A 17690-nucleotide genomic window follows, 5' to 3' on the forward strand; every position below is an offset into this window, starting at 1 on the left:
GGGATAACACACAAAAACCCGATTATTCCGCCCCAAGCCGCTTAAGCACCCGCGCCCTGATCCCCTCTGGCAGGGGCACGTAATCAAGCTGCTGGGTTACGGTTGCCCCATCCACCACGCCCCAACGGAAAAAGCGCCGTACCGCAACACCCTGATTATCAGGCGTGATCGTAGCGGGGAACAGCACGTAGGTTGTGGTAATAATCGGCCAGCTTTCCGCCCCACTTACATCGTTCAGGGAGGCCGTCAGATCAGCCTCGTCCCATTGTGCAGCATCCGCCGCATGGGCAAAGCTACTGGCAGAAGCACTCACAAAAAAACCATCATGGTTCTGCATCTGCACAAGTGCCAGATGGTTACGTGCCGCATAAGCATACTCAAGGTAGCCAATACTGCCTGCCGTGTTTTGCACATAGGCCGCAATACCATCATTCCCACGGGCACCCGCCCCAACAGGCCATGCAACAGAGGTTCCCTTACCCACACCCTCGCGCCATTGTGGAGACACATGAGCAAGATAGTCAGTAAAAACGTAGGTTGTGCCTGAACCATCTGCCCTGTGCAAAGGCGCAATCACCTGATCTGGCAGGTGCAACCCCGGATTGAGTGCGGCAATCCGGCTATCATTCCACTGGGTAATGGTGCCATCGTATATGGCGGCCAGCACGGGGCCACTCAGGCGTAAAGCCCCTTTGGCAATACCGGGCACATTAGCAGTAACCACCACACCACCAATGGCCGTTGGCACCTGCACAAGATGTGCAGCCTCCAGCCGGGCATGAGCCATTGGTGCATCAGAAGCGCCAAAATCCACAGTACCGGCCAAAATCTGGTTCTGCCCTGCCCCGGAGCCAATGGTCTGGTAATTAACCTGCACTCCAATGCCGGACGAAGCCGCAGCCGACCAAGCCTGATACAACGGCGCAGCAAAACTGGACCCTGCGCCAGTGACTTCCTCCGCCTGCCCAACGTGGGGCAGGCCAAAACCACCGCAAAGCAGCAGAACGGCAAAACCGGCTTTAACCCAGCGGCGTACCCGAATGGGGTGGTAACATGCCATGATCTGCTCCTTCTGCTGCCCTGTTGCCTTTAACGCAGTACGGCGCCAGTTGCCTTGCTCACAGCGGCAACAATCCGCTCGGACACAGCCTCCAGCTCTGCATCTGTCAGGCTTTTATCCGTTGGTTGCAGCGTAACCTCCACACCAACCGAACGTGTGCCTTCTGCCACATGCTGGCCTGTATAAATATCAAACAGGCTCACATCTGCCACAAGCTGGCGATCCGCGCCCCTTACTGCACGCAGCACGCTCTCTACCGGAATATCCTGCGCAAGCACAAAAGCAAAATCACGCCGTACAGGCTGGAAGGCAGAAAGGGCTGGCGCGCTTTTCTTTTTCTTTTTGGGCTGAGGCACACCTTCCACAAACACTTCAAACGCAACCACAGGCACATCAATACCCGTTGCCTGCAGCACAGATGGGTGCAACTCGCCAAAATATGCCAAAATATTTTTTGGCCCCTGCCGCAATACGCCCGAACGACCGGGATGGTACCAGGCGGGCGCATCCGCCGTTGTGGTAATGGCATCCGGGTTGACGCCAAACTGCCGCAGCAGTTCCAGCGCATCGGCCTTTGCCGCCCAGAGCGAGACGGCACTGCTGGTCATGCCGGGGTAACGTGGCGTATGGCCAGACCGCACACCTGCGGCAAGGGTCTGCTGCGCACCTTCGGCAAAGGCTGGACCAATCTCAAACAGTCCAATATCACCCCACCCTCGGGCACTGTTGTGACGAACAGCCGCCACCAGATTGACCAGTGGCGTTGGCCGCATCTGGTCCAGATCGGAAGCAATGGGGTTAAGCAGGCGCAGGCTTTCCGGCGCACCGCCAAAGTGCATAGCCTCCTCGTGCGAGACAAAGGAAAAGCCGACTGTTTCCGTCAACCCACGGGCAGCAAGAACACGCCGCGCCAGCGTAAAGCGTGCCTGTACAGGCGTAAGCGATGCCCCAGGCACCACACTGGTAGGCGGCAGAGGAACCGCAGGAACAGCATCCAGCCCTTTAAGCCGCAGAACTTCCTCTACCAGATCGCTCTCGGCTTCTATTGCCGCAACACCTTGGGCTGCCTGCTCCGCAACATCTGCCGCAAGATCCTTACCCTGAGACAGAACCGGAGCCTGTGCCACGTCATTACGCCAGGAGGGCACAGCAAGCTCAACCTGCGCATCGGTCCGTGCACGCACTTCAAAGCCTAGCTTTTCCAGTAGGGATACACTCTCATCCGCAGGCACATCCAGCCCACCAAGGTCATGCACGCGAGCAAAGCGCAGCGTGGCGGAGCGCTGCCATGCAGGTGCCGCCCCAGCCGAGACAACCTCACTCGCCTCGCCCCCGCACAGATCAATGATCATACGGGTTGCGGCCTCAAGAGCTGCAACGGGTAACGCCTGATCCAGCCCACGCTCGAAGCGGTAGCTTGAATCGGACGAAAGGCCGAGCCTGCGGCTGCTCAGGGCCACACGCACCGGGTCAAACAGCGCGCATTCCACAAAAACATCGGTCGTGGCTTCGGTCGCCCCTGTGGCTTCCCCCCCCATAATCCCGGCAAGGGACTGCACGCCATTCTGGTCGGCAATCACGCAGTCTTCGGACGTGACGGTGCAATCCTGCCCATCGAGTGTGCGGAAGGTCTCGCCCGCGCCACGGCAGATGGTCAGCCGTGAACCAGCAATTTTACCGGCATCAAACACATGGAGCGGGCGCCCCAGATCGAAGCAGAAAAAATTGGTAATATCGACCAGCGTGGAAATGGAGCGCAGGCCAATGCTTTCCAGCCGGTTGCGCAGCCATTCCGGGCTGGGACCATTTTTGACCCCGCGGATGGTCCGCCCCAGCACCCATGGGCAAGCCTCCGGATAGGTGATTGACCATTCGACCGGAGATGGAAAAGTCCCTTCGACCGTCTCGGCCAGCCATGGGCGTAATGTTCCCAGCCCGGCGGCAGCCAGATCGCGCGCAATACCCCGCACCCCTAGCGCGTCCCCACGGTTGGGGGTAATGGCAATGTCGATTACCACATCGTCCAGTCCGGCAAAATCAGGGTAGGACTGACCGGGCAGAGTGTCGGCGGGGAGTTCGGCAATGCCGCTGGTTTCCTCCCCCAGACCCAGTTCACGCAGGGAGCACAGCATACCACCGCTGAGTTCGCCGCGGACCTTGCCGGCTTTAATGGTAATATCCAGCCCCGGCACATAGGCCCCCGGCGGCGCGAAGATAACAGCCAGATCCTTGCGTGCATTGGGCGCACCACACACAACCTGCACATCCGAAAAACCGGGACCGGCATCCACCCGGCAAACCTGAAGGCGGTCTGCATTGGGGTGCGGCTGGGCATCCAGAATACGGGCGGTCAAGAAGGGGGCAAGTGCCGCACCCTTATTCTCAACACTTTCCACTTCCAAGCCGATCTGGTTGAGCGTTGCGCAGATTTCGGCCAGCGTTGCCTGCGTTTCCAGATGGTCATACAGCCATGACAGCGTGAACTTCATACTCTCACACCCCTTCGTGCAGCAGCGCGGGTGCGAGCGGGTCTGCCCCGTAATGTCGCAGCCAGCGGATATCGCTTTCATAAAACGAGCGCAGGTCGGGAATACCATTCTTCAGCATTGCCAGACGCTCAACACCCATACCAAAGGCAAACCCCTGCCACACACATGGGTCCAGACCACAGTTTGCCAGCACACGCGCATGAACCATGCCCGCCCCCAGCACTTCCAGCCAGTCTTCCCCGCCACCAATTTCGCCCGTTTTACGGGACCAGCCGATATCCACCTCCAAAGAGGGTTCGGTAAACGGGAAGTAAGAAGAACGGAAACGCACAGGCAGGGAAGGTTTGCCAAAAAATGCTCGCAAGAACTCGATCAGGCAGCCTTTAAGGTGCCCAAGAGTAATCCCCTGCCCGACCACCAGACCTTCGCACTGGTGGAACATGGGGGAATGCGTTGCATCATGGTCGGCGCGGTAGGTGCGACCGGGCGCAATAATACGGATGGGTGGCTTTTGGCCCAGCATGGTGCGGATCTGCACGCCCGATGTCTGGGTACGCAGAACACGGGTAACATCCAGCCCCGGTGATGGGGGTAGATAAAACGTATCATGGTCCGTTCTGGCGGGGTGATGGTCCGGTGTGTTCAGGGCCGAAAAATTATGCCAGTCGGTCTCAATATCCGGCCCTTCTGCGACCTGAAAACCCATGACGCCAAATATGGCGGTCATTTCCTCAATCGTGCGGCTGATTGGGTGAATGTAACCGGCGACCTCCGCCGGTGGGGGGACGGTAACATCCAGTTTTTCCGCAATCAGGCGGGCCTGAAGGGCGGCGGCTTCCAGCTCCTTGCCCCGGGCCTCCACAGCCTGCGTCAACTCATCACGCAGGCGGTTAAGGGCCACACCACGGGCCTTGCGCTCATCGGGCTGCATTTTTCCCAACGCTTTGAGCAGCCCGGTCAGGCGGCCGGATTTACCAAGTGTGCCAACGCGCACGGCATCCCATGCCCGCAGGTCTGTGGCACCAGCCAGTTCGGACAGGACATCCTGCCGAAGAATTTCTAGATCGTCGCTCATGGAACCTCGCGCTGAGGAGAAAATGCTACCCGGCGGATACAATTTCCCGCCACGGGAGAAAAGCCCTTTGGCCCAAAAACTATTCGTCAAATAACAAAAAGGCCGCCCGGAAAGGGACGGCCTTGTTGCATACCGGGTCTGTCAGGACCGGCAATCAGGCTGCCAGAGCGGCCTGTGCCTTCTTGACGATTTCGGCAAAGGTTGCTGCATCATCAAAAGCGATGGCGGCCAGAACCTTGCGGTCAATCTCGATCCCGGCCTTGGCCAGACCGTTAATGAAACGGCTGTAGGTCAGACCATGTTCACGCACGGCAGCATTGATACGCTGGATCCACAGAGCGCGGAATTCGCGCTTTTTGTTCCGGCGGTCACGGTATGCGTACTGAAGCGCCTTTTCAACGCGTTCCAGAGCAATGCGGTAGTTGGTGGAAGACCGGCCGCGGTAACCCTTGGACAGTTCCAGAACTTTTTTGTGGCGTGCGAGTGTGGTTACACCGCGTTTAACACGTGCCATATCTTAGATGCTCCTTAAAGCCCGTAGGGGGCCCACTGCTTAACCGTACGGCCGTCCTGCGGCTGAAGAACCTGCGTGCCGCGTGCGGAGCGCTTCATCTTCTGGGTACGTTTGATCATGCCGTGGCGCTTGCCACACGGACCGGAGAGCACCTTGCCGGTCGCGGTGATTTTAAACCGCTTTTTGACCGACGACTTGGTCTTCATTTTGGGCATTTCTTTACTCCTGAAATACGCTGGACCTAACCGCTCTGCCCCCAAAAGAACAAAGCAGCCTCTGCACGGCCGGGCATGCCCCACAGGCCCGGTCGCGTGCGCGAATGCGCTTCCTTAAAAGAAAGGGGGCGGGCTTTCAAGCCTTCTGTTGCAATAATTATATGCCACGGGGAGCAGCCGATTCTTCGACCGGTCGGATTCTTGCCACCCCCAACCCAGCCCGCCAGATGTGTATTCCGTAAGGCCAGCGACACTTACCCCCAGTAAAATGCATGACGCACATGCAAATTCCAGCCTATCTATATTTTTACGAATATAGATAATAACCAAAAAATGCCAATTTTTGTAATATTCTTGCGATCTATATAAATCATATTCACTTAGTCGTGTAATAACGCGGCTTCTATGCGTTTATCTATGATGCAATTCCAGATAAGACTGGTCCCCAATCAACGACAGACCGCAGATGCTGTTCCTCTGGCTGTGTTGGGCAGACTTGATCCATCTGCCCGCCAGTAGGGACGTTTACACATAAGGTGGGGATAGAGTGATCAAACGTCTATTAGCCGGAGCGGCCGCCATTGGCGCCATAGGTGGGCTGGGTTTTCTTTATTATGCATGGTACCCGCCCATTGAACCCGTAGAGCCACCCGCACCGGGCAGTTTTTCTGCCGAGCAGATTGAGCGCGGCCGCATTGTTGCAGCCGAAGGCTACTGTGCGGAGTGCCATACCCGTACCGATATGGGTGGCGGCCCCGAACTGGCTGGCGATTACAAAATGGACACGCCTTTTGGCGCCATCTATTCTTCCAACATTACACCAGATGTGCAGACGGGTATTGGCAACTGGTCGGAAGAGGCCTTCCAGCGGGCCATGCACCTTGGTGTTTCCCGCAAGGGGGTTCACCTTATTCCGGCCTTCCCGTTTGATCATTTTACAAAAATGACCAATCAGGATGTGTCCGACCTGTACGCCTACCTGATGACGCGCCCTGCCGTGCATATGACACGCCGCGCCAACGAACTCCCCTTCCCGCTGAGCCTGCGTATTCTGCAAGCTGGCTGGAAGCTGCTCTACTTCAGCCCCGGCGTGTACAAACCAGACCCAAGGCATGATGCCTTGTGGAACCGCGGTGCCTACCTGTCCGAAGGGAATGCCCACTGTGGTGCGTGCCATACCCCGCGTGACTTTATGGGAGCCGAAAAGAAAAGCGCTCCATACGATGGCGCGGTGGTGGACAACTGGATTGCCCCTCCCCTGAACGAGCATAACCCAACCCCCACCACATGGACGGAGGATGAACTCTTCCAGTACCTGCGCTTTGGGGTTGCACCGCTCCATGGTCCGGCCGGTGGCCCCATGTCCCCTGTTCCGCACCGTTTCCTCTCCACCGTACCGGAAGAAGATGTGCACGCCATTGCACATTACTTTGCGGATGTCGGTCACGCTGCCGAGCGTGAAAAACACGACAAGGCCGCCCTTGCCCGCGCCATGGAACAGTCCAAGACCGATCTGATCGGCCCCAGCGTGGACCCGGATGCCAAGCTTTATCAGGGTGCCTGTGCAGCCTGCCATTACAATGCAGCCCCCTCCCCCGTACTGGGGCGCCCGGATCTGGCGCTGAACAACGCCCTGTGGCTCAGCGAGCCGACAAACCTCTATCAGGTCATGCTGCACGGGCTTACGGCTGAAGAAGGCCAGACCGGTGTTGCCATGCCCAGCTTCTACAATGCCCTGTCCGACCAGGATATGGCGCGGATTGCCGCTTACCTGCGCCGCACCCGCACCACCCTGCCGCCATGGACAGACCTGGAAAAGAAAGCAGCCGCGGTGCGCAAGACCGTTACCACCATTCCTGTCAATTCATCGCACTAAGACGGACCACGGAGCACGAGATGGTAAAATTCAAACTCAATGGCCGTGACGTATCTGTCGATGTGCCAGACGATACCCCCCTGCTGTGGGCGCTGCGTGATGACCTGGATCTGACGGGCACCAAGTTCGGTTGTGGTGTTGGCCAGTGTGGTGCGTGCACCGTACTGGTTGGCGGCAGGGCAACCCGCTCCTGCATTACACCGCTCAGTTCGCTGGAAGGGGCCGATGTTACGACCATTGAAGGGCTGGACCCCAATGGCAAACATGCCGTGCAGGAAGCATGGAAAGACATTCAGGTTCCGCAATGCGGTTACTGCCAGTCCGGGCAGATCATGCAGGCAGTCAGCTTGTTAAAAGACTACCCGGACCCCACGGATGAAGAAATTGACGGTGTTATGGGCGGCAGCCTCTGCCGCTGCATGACCTATGTGCGTATTCGCAAAGCTATTAAAAAAGCAGCTGCCGCCCTGCGCAAGGAGGAGGCATCCAATGGGTAAGCTCGAACGTATTGCCGCTCAGCAGGACCGTGCGGCAGGTCGTGGTCCTTCACGCCGTAGTTTTCTGCTGACTGCTGCTGGCTCTGCCTTCCTGTTCGGGTTTGCCCGTCAGGGTAAGGCGGCACAGGTTTATCCGCAGAGCGCACCCGCCGCCCTGCAGGAAGCCAGCGCGTTTGAACCGACCATCTGGTGTTCCATTGCACCAGATGGGTGGGTTAACGTGAACATCATCCGTGCGGAAATGGGCCAGCACATTGGCACAGCCCTTGCCCGTATTATTGCGGATGAAATGGAAGCCGACTGGAACAAGGTCCGCATTACCTACGTGGATACAGACCCCAAATGGGGGCTGATGGTCACCGGTGGGTCATGGTCAGTATGGATGACATGGGACCAGTTCCGTCAGGCCGGGGCCGCTGCCCGTACTGTTATGGTGGAACAGGGGGCCAAACTGCTAGGCGTTGCGCCTTCGGCCTGTATTGCACGCAATGGTCAGGTCATTGCTGGCAGCCGCTCCATTAGCTACGGCGATATTGTCAGCCGCGCCCACCCGACCAAAACATTCACCCCCGAAGAAATGGCCAAGCTGCCGCTCAAACCATCTTCGGAGCAGCGGCTGATTGGCAAAGACGTCAAGGCACTGGACATTCCAGCCAAAACCGATGGCACTGCCATTTACGGTATTGATGCCAAGCTGGATGGCATGGTGTACGCACGCCCCAAACTGCCCCCGACGCGTTATGGCTCCAAGGTTGTCTCTGTGGATGATAGCGAGGCCAAAAAGGTCAAAGGCTATATCCGCTACATTGTGCTGGAAGACCCATCGGACACGGTTCCGGGCTGGGTTGCTGTTCTGGCATCCAGCTACCCTGCCGCCATCCGGGCTACGGATGCGCTCAAGGTTGTCTGGACCCCGGGCAAGACCGCCAACGTAACCGAGCAGGATATTCTGGACTACGGGCGCAAGCAGATTGCCAACAAGGCAGGCGGCTCCCGCGTGTTCAATGACCCCGGTGTGGACGAAACCTTTGCCAAGGCAGCTAAGGTGGTCGAGCAGACATACACATGCTCGTCCGTTCTGCATTACCAGCTCGAACCCATGAACGCGCTGGCTCGCCAGCATGAAGGGAAGTGGGAAATCCATTGCGGCAACCAGTGGCAGACCCTCTTTTTACCCGTTATCGCCAAAGCCCTTCAGGTTCCTGAAACCGATGTGGTCATGCGCAGCTACCTGCTGGGTGGTGGCTTTGGCCGCCGCCTGAACGGGGATTATGCTGTTCCTGCGGCTCTTATTTCCAAAGCTCTGGGTGGCAAGCCGGTCAAACTGGTCTTTACCCGCTCGGACGACGTGCTGTTTGACTCCATTCGCTCCCCATCCGTACAGACCGTGCGGGCCGCACTGGGGCCAGATGGCAACATTACGGCCTGGCAGCACCATGCCTCCGCTGGTTGGCCAACCCGTGTGATGGCCAGCGCATTTATGGAAAAAGGTGCGGATGGCAAACCGTATGACCAGTTTGCCATTGCTGGTGCCGACCATTGGTACGATGTCGGCCCAATGTTGGTACGTGCGCTGGATAATGATCTGGCGAGCGAAACCTTCCGCCCCGGCTGGCTACGCTCGGTCAGCTCTGGCTGGACCCCATGGGCGCATGAGAGTTTTCTGGATGAAATTGCCCATGCCCGCAAACTCGACCCGGTTGACTACCGGCTAAGCCTGCTGGACAGCAAAGGCCGCAATGCGGGCAGCGCTCCCAACTCTGTTGGGGGGGCCAGCCGTCAGGCCAATGTGCTCAAACGTCTGGTAGAAAAATGCGGTTACGGCAAAGTATCCCTGCCTGCGGATACAGCCATTGGTATTGCCACAACCTTTGGGCAGGAACGCAACATGCCAACATGGACGGCCGGTGCCGTGCAGGTGCATGTTGACCGTAAAACGGGCGTTGTCACCTGCCAGAAAATCTGGCTGGTGCTGGATGCTGGCACAATTATTGACCCCGATGGCGCTGCTGCACAGACGGAAGGCGGCGCACTGTGGGGGCTAAGCATGGCCCTGTTTGAAGGTACTGAAATTGTAGATGGTAATGTTCGTGACCGAAATCTGAACACTTACACCCCGCTACGCATTTCGGACGTGCCAGACATGGATGTTGAATTTCTGCCTAGCACGGAAAAACCGATGGGTCTGGGTGAGCCCGGTGTTACAACCATTGCTCCGGCCGTGGGCAACGCCATCTTTAATGCTGTTGGCGTTCGCCTACGCCACCTGCCCGTCCGCCCAGCGGATGTGCTGAAAGCGCTGAAGGAAAAAGGGAACGCCTGAGGCATCAGACTTTCCGCTTTACAAAAAAGCCGGCCCCCATACGGAGGGCCGGTTTTTTTATAGCGGGCAAAGCAGTGTTGGTCACATGACAAAAAACACTACTGCCAGAAGCATTATCAGCCACCATAGCTGGCGCTGTACCTGCTTGTGCAATCTGCCGCACCGGCCCAAAAACAGGGGCTGCATGGCAAACTTATATAATGAGCACTTTGGGTATCGGGCCTGCTATCTGCCACATATATTCACGCCGCGGGATCAGGCCGATACGGCGGCAGCCGAGCGAATAGCGCGCGCCATGGCTTCCACCCCGTTGCCGCGGTTCGTGGAAAGGGCCTGCACCAACCCCAGATCGCGCAGAAAACTAGGATCCGTCTCCTGAATTTCCTCCCGTGTGCGGCCAGAATACACGCGCAGCAGAAGAGCGACCAAACCGCACACAATGGCAGCGTCGGACAAGCCCGCAAAGTAGAGCTTACCGTCCGCCTCTTTTTCCTCCAGCCAGACCTGACTCTGGCACCCGGGAACACGGTGTGCGTCATTACACCATTCAGGTGGGAACGGGGGCAGCTTACGCCCCATTTCTATGATGTACTGGTAACGCTCCATCCAGTCATCAAACACGTCCAGCTCATCGCCAATCGCTTCAATCGCTTCTGCCGCAGTATCTTCCTGCGGGGTAACAAAAGGTGCTTCCATTACAAAATAAACCTGCTCAGATCACCCTTACGGGCCAGTGGTGCCACTTTGTCGCGTACCATGGCGGCATCTACCACCACGCTTTCCCCCTGCCGGTCGGACGCCGTAAAGGAAATATCCTCAAGCAGTTTTTCCAGCACTGTGGCAAGCCGGCGTGCGCCTATGTTTTCCACCCGGTCGTTAATATCGGCTGCCAGTTCTGCCAGTGCATCCACCGCGTCATCAGCAAACGTCAGGTTTACACCTTCGGTTTTCATCAGAGCCGTGTACTGCTTGAGCAACGAGTGTTCAGGATCTGTCAGAATACGCCGCAGATCATCGCGCGAGAGAGGTTGCAGCTCCACACGGATGGGCAAGCGACCCTGTAATTCCGGCAGCAGGTCAGACGGTTTGGCCAGATGGAACGCACCAGATGCGATAAACAGAATATGGTCTGTTTTGACCGGGCCATGTTTGGTGGAAACCGAAGTTCCTTCAATCAGGGGAAGCAGGTCACGCTGCACCCCCTCGCGCGAGACATCGCCACCTTTCATCCCGGCATCGGATGACCGGGCACAGACCTTGTCGATTTCATCCAAAAAAACAATGCCGTTATTCTGCACATGGGCAACGGCTTCACGCGTCAGGCTTTCGCTATCCAGCAGGCGCTCTGCCTCCTCGCGCCGCAACTGCTCACGGGCCACGGAGATTTTAAGCTTTTTCTGCTTGGGCGCACGGTTCATAAAACCTTTCATCATCTCGCTGATGTTGATGACGCTGCCGGGCATCATCCCCGGCATATCGCCCGGCCCTGCTGGTGCTGGGTCAGTTACGGCAATATCAATTTCCTTGTCTTCCAGTTGCCCGCTCCGCAACATGGTGCGGAATTTGCTTTTGGTATCAGCCGATGACCCCTCGCCAGCCAGTGCATTAACAATGCGTTCATCTGCGGCTTGCGCGGCCTGCTCCTCCACATCCTTGCGGCGCAGGTCCTTGAGCATAACAATCGCGGCATCCACCAGGTCGCGGACAATACTGTCCACATCCCGGCCAACGTAGCCTACTTCGGTAAATTTGGTGGCTTCCACCTTCAAAAAAGGTGCCTGCGCCAGTTTGGCCAGCCTGCGGGCGATCTCGGTTTTACCGCAGCCGGTTGGACCAATCATGAGGATGTTTTTGGGCACAACCTCCTCACGCATGGCTTCTGGCAGTTGTGCACGCCGCCACCGGTTGCGCATGGCAATGGCAACCGCACGCTTGGCATCCGCCTGCCCCACAATATAACGATCAAGCTCGGCAACAATATCCCGCGGGGAAAGATGAGGGGCTTGCATCAGGCATGATCTCCCGCGCTTTTGGCTTCCAGCGTTTCTATCCGTACGGAATGGTTGGTGTAGACGCAGATATCGCCAGCAATCTTCATGGCGCGGGTCACAATGTCCTCAGCCCCCAGACCGTCCACCGTTAGCAGTGCGCGGGCGGCTGAAAGCGCGTAATTACCGCCAGAACCAATGGCAATAATACCATCCTCTGGCTCCAGCACATCCCCATTCCCCGTAAGGGTAAAGGAGTGTTCGGTATCCGCCACGGCCATCATGGCTTCCAGCCTGCGCAGGTAACGGTCCGTGCGCCAGTCCTTCGCCAGTTCCACGCAGGCGCGCTCCAACTGGTTGGGGTAACGCTCCAGCTTGGCCTCCAGCCGCTCCAGCAAGGTAAAGGCATCTGCCGTGGCACCGGCAAAACCCGCCAGAATGGAACCTGATGGTCCAATCCGCCTGACTTTGCGGGCATTCCCCTTGATTACGGTGCTGCCCAGTGTGACCTGACCATCACCTGCCATGGCAACCTGTGTGCCCCGGCGGACACAAAGAATTGTGGTCCCGTGCCAGCCGACGGGATCATGCGAAGACGCTGCAGAATGAAAACTATCCATACACCAAAAATAGGCGTTCTGGCGCAGGACACAAGAGGGGGGGGCTATGCTGCCAGCATAGCCCTTACATCTCCCAGCAGCGCATCACGCGTGTAGGGCTTGTGGAGCACCGCAACGCCTTCGGGCAGAACACCAAAGTCTGCATAACCAGTTACAAACAACACGGGCAAATCCGGCCTTACGGCATGAATGCGCCGTGCAGCCTCGCCCCCATTCATGCCCGGCATCATAACATCCATCACCACAAGCGCGATGCTGGTTGTGGCCTGCACTTTTTCCACGGCTTCCGCCCCGCTGGCAGCCTCCATGACCTCGTAGCCAGCGCGGCGCAAAAAGCCCGTGGTCACTGCCCGTACTCCCGGTTCGTCATCCACGACCAGAATTGTGCTCCCTGCCCCGTTTTCGGGCAGTACACGGGCAATGGTCTGCACCGTATTGGCGGGCACTGCGGGAATGGCTGCCGCCATTTCCTGATCCATAGCGGGAAACCACAGCTCCACCGATGTGCCGCCACCGGGGGCGCTCTCTACCCGCACCTCGCCTCCACAATGGCTGATAAAGCCGTAGATCATGGACAGACCCAGCCCCACGCCCTGCCCTGTACCCTTGGTTGTAAAGAACGGGTCAAAAATGCGTGCGCGTATTTCGTCCGTCATGCCTACGCCGCGGTCGGTAACCTGCACAACCACCCATGCCCCTGCGTGTTCACGCCCGACATGCCGCCCCAGCAGACGCGCCACCTGCCGAACGGAAACACAGGTTGTCCCCCCTTCCGGCTGCGCGTCCAGCGCGTTAATGCACAGGCTGAACACCGCCAGTTCAAGCTGTACGGCATCGGTCCAGACCGGAGGCAATGGTTCCTCAGGCATATTGAAGCGCACGCTGCTAAAGCGGCTCATGCCTTCCAGCCGGGCCGTATCCAGCGCTCCACGAATTTCCTCAGGAACTTTGCCCTGCTTCATAAAGCTCTGGAGGTTCTCCAGCACATCATGCACATCCACCCGCTGGCAGACCAGATGCCTTGGACGGCTGAAGTCCAGCAGTTTGCGGGTGAGTACCGCTCCGCGCTTGGCTGCTTCCATGGCATTTTCGTACAGTCTGGCAACAGAGGGTTCCTGCGGGGGTTCCAGATCCTGTACAAGCTCCAGAGAACCCTGAATAGCGGTGAGCAGATTGTTAAAATCATGCGCAATACCGCCAGCAAGCGTGCCAATGGCCTGCATTTTTTGCGCCTGCCGCAGCCGCTGCTCCAGACTGAGCAGTTCGCTCACATCCCGATCGATCAGAATGGAATAGTCGGATAACATGGACGACTGCACAGGTGTATTGCGCAGACTGTCCAGACGGACACGTGTGAGGTCGTGCCAGCGGGCAGGTCCATCCTCGGCAGGGAGTTGCAGCACCTGCTGGTCCCGGCCAGTCTGGGCCAGCTGGCTTTGCGCTTCCCTGAGACTTTCCAGCCGGGGACCATCCACCAGATCCTCTTCTTTCTGGCCTATGCACTGCCCAACCGTATGCCCAAGCTGGCTGGCCATCTGCTGGTTAAGCCGCACAAAGCAGCCCTCCCGGTCCTTGACGGCAAGGCCAAAAGGCAGGTTATCCAACAGCCCGCGCAGCAGCAGGCGTTCGCACTCCAGTTCTTTTTCCAAAAAATACCGGGCAGATGCCTGACCAACCATGGAAAGCAGGGTTTCATCATCCCATGGTTTGTACGCAAAAAAGGAAATCTGCCCTCTGTTCAGCGCGGCTTCCACGGCGGAAATATCCGCATAACCGGTGAGCAGAATGGCTCCTGCGGCAGAAAGTTCGCGCGCCTGTGCCAAAAAGACATCGCCCGTCATACCCGGCATACGCTGGTCGGAAATGATTACCGCCACGTCCGGATTCTGGCGCAGGCGTTGCAACCCTTCCTCGCCAGAAGAAGCTGTCAGAACCGTGTATGCACTCTCCAGCAGATCGGATAGCGCGACCAGTATTTCCGGCTCGTCATCCACGACGAGCACAAAAGGGCGCTGTGTTGGTTCATATAACGTGCTCACCGCGCCTCTCCTCTCCCGTTTTATATGGCACACGGATGGTAAAGCAGGCTCCACCAAGCGCCTCGGAATTTGTTATAACAATACTCCCGCCGTGAGCCTGAACAACCCCGTATGCCGTTGCCAGCCCAAGTCCGGTCCCTGAGCCTACAGGTTTTGTTGTAAAAAACGGTTCAAAAACACGTTCCTGCAATGCTTTTGGCACACCCGGCCCTGTATCGGATATCTGCAACACGTAATTTTCCGCCCCATTGATCTCTGCCGGTTCCAAAAAAGAAGCCAGCAGAATCCGGTCCTTATGCCTTGCCGGGGGAACACCTGCCTGTTTGCGGTCCAGCTCCCGCTTTTCCAGAATGGCGTCCGCCGCGTTGCTGACAACGTTCATAACCACCTGATTGACCAGAGCCGCCTGACAAACCAGTTCCGGCGGAGCCTCCAGCTGGCATTCAACGGCTATTTCCTGCCCAAGTTTGGGGGCAAGCAGCGTAAGCACCATGGCAATGGCATCCGGCACATCCAGTCGCCGGAATTCCCCTTCCTCCAGCCGGGAAAAACGCCGCAGGCTGGCCACAAGTTCTCGCAGGCGGGAAAGGCCAACAAGGGAGGAGGCCAAGCGCTCCGCCCCTTTGGTCAGGGCGGCTTCTGCCACAACCGTATCGCCCTGCCTTACGGCCTGCAACGCCTGGGTCATACTGCGTTTGACCGTGTTTTCGTGCGCCAGCACAAAGGCCAGCGGGTTATTGAACTCATGTGCAATGCCCGCTGCCAGTTCCCCCAGAGATGCCATTTTGGCAGATTGGACAAGCTTGACCTGAGCATCGATCAATTTACGGTTAGCAGCGGCCAGATCCGCATTAACGCGGCGCAGGGCATCGGCCAGCGCCATACGGGCACGGGCACTTTCTATGTGTGCTTCTTCCCGCCGGGCTTCGTCCTGTAGGGTTTTGCGGCGCACGAGGCTGCTTATGCGCGCTATCAGCAGGTCCGGGGCTATATCCGAATCCGCAAGGTCATCCACTCCGGCATTAAATGCCAGCCGGATTTTTTCGGCCGAAATCTGACCATGTTCCACAACACCCAGCACACGGGTGCACTGCCTGCTCCTGCGCCGGAAGGCAGACACCGTTTGCGCCAGCGCCAGCCCGTTAAAAGCGGGGCAGCTTAGATCCACCACAATACAGTCAGGCTGAATCCGCCCCGCCGTAACATTGGACAACTCCAGCCGATCCGGGTCGTCCACCAATGTAGCGTCCTCGCCATTATGGCGCAGCATTTGAACAATGCGGGGAGTTTTGCCCACGTCCGCACCATTCGGCCATGCCCACAGAACGCCCCCGGGCGCCGTAACAACGGACACACGTGGCTGCCGGAATACGGCACCCTCCCGCTCGGCAGGATCATCCCCGAATTCCCGCAAAAGAGCGCATATGCGAAAAATCAGAAAAACAGGATCATCTGTTGTGCAGAAGCAGGCATCCGCACCACGTTCAAGAATTTCCTGCTCATGGGCCGCATTATGTTCGCTTACCAGCACCACCACAGGTATGCCCCGTGTGGCGGATGTCAGGCGCAGGCGTTGGCACAACTGGGCGGCAGACATATCGGGCAAATGGTCCTGCACAACCAGAAGGCCGGGTAATTCCGTATCAAACCCGGCAAAAACCGACCGCCCATCTGCGGCTATGCGCACCCCCAGACCATGTTTGTCCAGTTCTGCCACAAGCCGCTGTTCACACGCTGTATCCACCCCCGCGAACAGGATGGTGCAGGAAAGAAAATCCATAAATTTCGCCTATAGCTGGACGCCTAGGCCCATTCTTCTCACATAAATCTGATTTTAAACCCTTACCAAACAAAAACCGCCCCCGTCTGCTCGCGAATGCGTTACCACCCCCGCCGACTGCATCAGCCTCCACCGAAGGATGGTGGCAAGACGCCTGCAAGAACTGTATAAAGACCCCTCTTTACGTCGCCAGCCTGCTCTGGTGGCAGATTGGCGGAGTTTTCCGCCCTGGATTACCTGAAGGAACACAGGTTCATGGACACGCGCACCCCCTTACCCGCTTCCCAGCAACCCATTGCCATGTCCTCCCGCCAGAACACATCCGCTGCGGCTGGGCTGCGGCTCCTGCGGACTGCCATAGGTGCTGCGTGTTATTTTGTTTTTTACTTTGTGCAGCAACTGGCAGAACTTTTTGCCCCTCTTCTGCTGATTGCGGGTGCCGCCTGGGCGGCTTTGCCTGCTCTGGTCAAAACCCTGACCCGCACGGCGGCATCGGCTGACCCACAGGCGCATGATGCCATTGCCAGCGTTGCCAATGCCATTCCTGAAGAACTGACCCTTGCCGGGCATGTGCTGACTGCCAGCGGGTTAATCTGCGATGGTCTGGTACTTATGGCCGTAGCCGCAGGTGGGGCAACACTGGCCATGCTCGTCGGCCGCAAACTGTAAAACACCCGCAGGCGGTCACCACACACTCGGGCGACCGCGCGCCCAACGCCGCTTTTACCCCGGACGGTGGAGCCGGGCGGCTGCGGGCCACGCCTGCACAACGGCTGCCCACCAGTGCCACAGGCCAAACAGAACCAGTACGGCCAGCACAAAACTTGCAATCCATGCCTTGCGCCAGAAAGCCTCGCTCAACAACAGGGCACGCGCGTCCACCACGGCCAGCTTTTTGGGCAGTGTTGCCAAAACCGTCAGGGCAGTGTGCACGAACGATCCTTGGGCACGCCTGTAAGGCGGCTGGGGAATATGCGCACCCAAAGGTGCTAGCTGTGGCTGGGCCTTCAATGGCTGCGCGGCCGGTGTTTGCGCACTTGCAGCCGGTGCTGGCGCTGCCGCCATTATGGGAACCATAGCGGGAACCGGCTTACTGGCTACATCTGCCACCAGTGGAGGAACCGCCTTAGGCGGGGGAGCAGGTTTTGCTGGCACATCCACCACAACCGGCCGCTCTGGCTCTGGCTCTGGCTCTGGCTCTGGCTCTGGCTCTG

14 protein-coding genes and 1 pseudogene are annotated in these 17690 nt (G+C 58.1%); 4 read left to right on the forward strand and 11 right to left on the reverse strand.

All coding sequences use genetic code 11. The annotated features are described in order from the left end of the window. Positions 1 to 22 precede the first annotated feature (22 nt). From pstS to rpmI, 5 genes are all read right to left on the reverse strand, one after another. On the reverse strand, positions 23 to 1060 hold the full coding sequence (gene pstS, locus Absy_RS06870; protein WP_084596965.1) for a phosphate ABC transporter substrate-binding protein PstS: 1038 nt from the start codon (positions 1058 to 1060) through the stop codon (positions 23 to 25). A 29-nt stretch (positions 1061 to 1089) separates the two neighbouring features. Next, positions 1090 to 3549, reverse strand: coding sequence for a phenylalanine--tRNA ligase subunit beta (gene pheT, locus Absy_RS06875; protein WP_048853982.1), 2460 nt, complete (start codon positions 3547 to 3549; stop codon positions 1090 to 1092). A 4-nt stretch (positions 3550 to 3553) separates the two neighbouring features. Continuing rightward, the gene (pheS, locus tag Absy_RS06880; protein WP_048853983.1) at positions 3554 to 4624 is read right to left on the reverse strand and encodes a phenylalanine--tRNA ligase subunit alpha; all 1071 of its coding nucleotides are present in this window, start codon (positions 4622 to 4624) and stop codon (positions 3554 to 3556) included. 154 nt (positions 4625 to 4778) lie between these two features. After that, positions 4779 to 5138, reverse strand: a complete 360-nt coding sequence (rplT, locus tag Absy_RS06885) for a 50S ribosomal protein L20 (RefSeq protein ID WP_025824929.1) — start codon at positions 5136 to 5138, stop codon at positions 4779 to 4781. A 14-nt stretch (positions 5139 to 5152) separates the two neighbouring features. After that, a complete protein-coding gene (gene rpmI, locus Absy_RS06890; RefSeq protein WP_048853984.1) occupies positions 5153 to 5353 on the reverse strand; it encodes a 50S ribosomal protein L35 in 201 nt (66 codons plus the stop codon). A 547-nt stretch (positions 5354 to 5900) separates the two neighbouring features. On the opposite strand from rpmI, the gene Absy_RS06895 reads away from it, so the two are divergent. The 3 genes from Absy_RS06895 to Absy_RS06905 are packed head-to-tail and all read left to right on the forward strand — an operon-like array spanning position 5901 to position 10049. After that, positions 5901 to 7229 carry a c-type cytochrome gene (locus Absy_RS06895; protein WP_048853985.1) on the forward strand — a complete coding sequence of 443 codons (1329 nt, stop codon included), beginning with the start codon at positions 5901 to 5903 and terminating at the stop codon, positions 7227 to 7229. Between the two features lie 20 nt (positions 7230 to 7249). Beyond that, positions 7250 to 7726, forward strand: coding sequence for a (2Fe-2S)-binding protein (locus Absy_RS06900; RefSeq protein WP_048853986.1), 477 nt, complete (start codon positions 7250 to 7252; stop codon positions 7724 to 7726). After that, the gene (locus Absy_RS06905; protein ID WP_048853987.1) at positions 7719 to 10049 is read left to right on the forward strand and encodes a xanthine dehydrogenase family protein molybdopterin-binding subunit; all 2331 of its coding nucleotides are present in this window, start codon (positions 7719 to 7721) and stop codon (positions 10047 to 10049) included. The genes Absy_RS06900 and Absy_RS06905 overlap by 8 nt, the downstream gene beginning before the upstream one ends. A gap of 255 nt (positions 10050 to 10304) precedes the next feature. On the opposite strand, the gene Absy_RS06910 is transcribed toward Absy_RS06905, so the two are convergent. Genes Absy_RS06910 through Absy_RS06930 form a run of 5 tightly spaced genes read right to left on the reverse strand, consistent with a single transcriptional unit; the run spans position 10305 to position 16476 of the window. Beyond that, entirely contained in the window at positions 10305 to 10745 is a 441-nt protein-coding gene (locus Absy_RS06910; protein ID WP_048853988.1) for a SufE family protein, read from the reverse strand. After that, positions 10745 to 12058 carry an ATP-dependent protease ATPase subunit HslU gene (gene hslU / locus Absy_RS06915; RefSeq protein WP_048853989.1) on the reverse strand — a complete coding sequence of 438 codons (1314 nt, stop codon included), beginning with the start codon at positions 12056 to 12058 and terminating at the stop codon, positions 10745 to 10747. The genes Absy_RS06910 and hslU overlap by 1 nt, the downstream gene beginning before the upstream one ends. Continuing rightward, entirely contained in the window at positions 12058 to 12657 is a 600-nt protein-coding gene (gene hslV / locus Absy_RS06920; RefSeq protein WP_048853990.1) for an ATP-dependent protease subunit HslV, read from the reverse strand. Before hslV ends, hslU begins: the two co-directional genes overlap by 1 nt. A gap of 44 nt (positions 12658 to 12701) precedes the next feature. After that, on the reverse strand, positions 12702 to 14696 hold the full coding sequence (locus tag Absy_RS06925; protein WP_048853991.1) for a response regulator: 1995 nt from the start codon (positions 14694 to 14696) through the stop codon (positions 12702 to 12704). Continuing rightward, positions 14680 to 16476, reverse strand: coding sequence for an ATP-binding protein (locus tag Absy_RS06930; protein WP_048853992.1), 1797 nt, complete (start codon positions 16474 to 16476; stop codon positions 14680 to 14682). Before Absy_RS06930 ends, Absy_RS06925 begins: the two co-directional genes overlap by 17 nt. A gap of 255 nt (positions 16477 to 16731) precedes the next feature. Between Absy_RS06930 and Absy_RS06935 the strand changes: the two genes are divergently transcribed. After that, positions 16732 to 17145 carry a hypothetical protein gene (locus tag Absy_RS06935; protein ID WP_048853993.1) on the forward strand — a complete coding sequence of 138 codons (414 nt, stop codon included), beginning with the start codon at positions 16732 to 16734 and terminating at the stop codon, positions 17143 to 17145. Between the two features lie 54 nt (positions 17146 to 17199). Here the strand turns inward: Absy_RS06935 and Absy_RS12610 are convergent. Continuing rightward, positions 17200 to 17690, reverse strand: a pseudogene (locus tag Absy_RS12610) (zinc-ribbon domain-containing protein); the annotation flags it as partial.

Source organism: Acetobacter syzygii (assembly GCF_000964225.1).
In the GTDB taxonomy this organism is placed as follows: domain Bacteria; phylum Pseudomonadota; class Alphaproteobacteria; order Acetobacterales; family Acetobacteraceae; genus Acetobacter; species Acetobacter syzygii.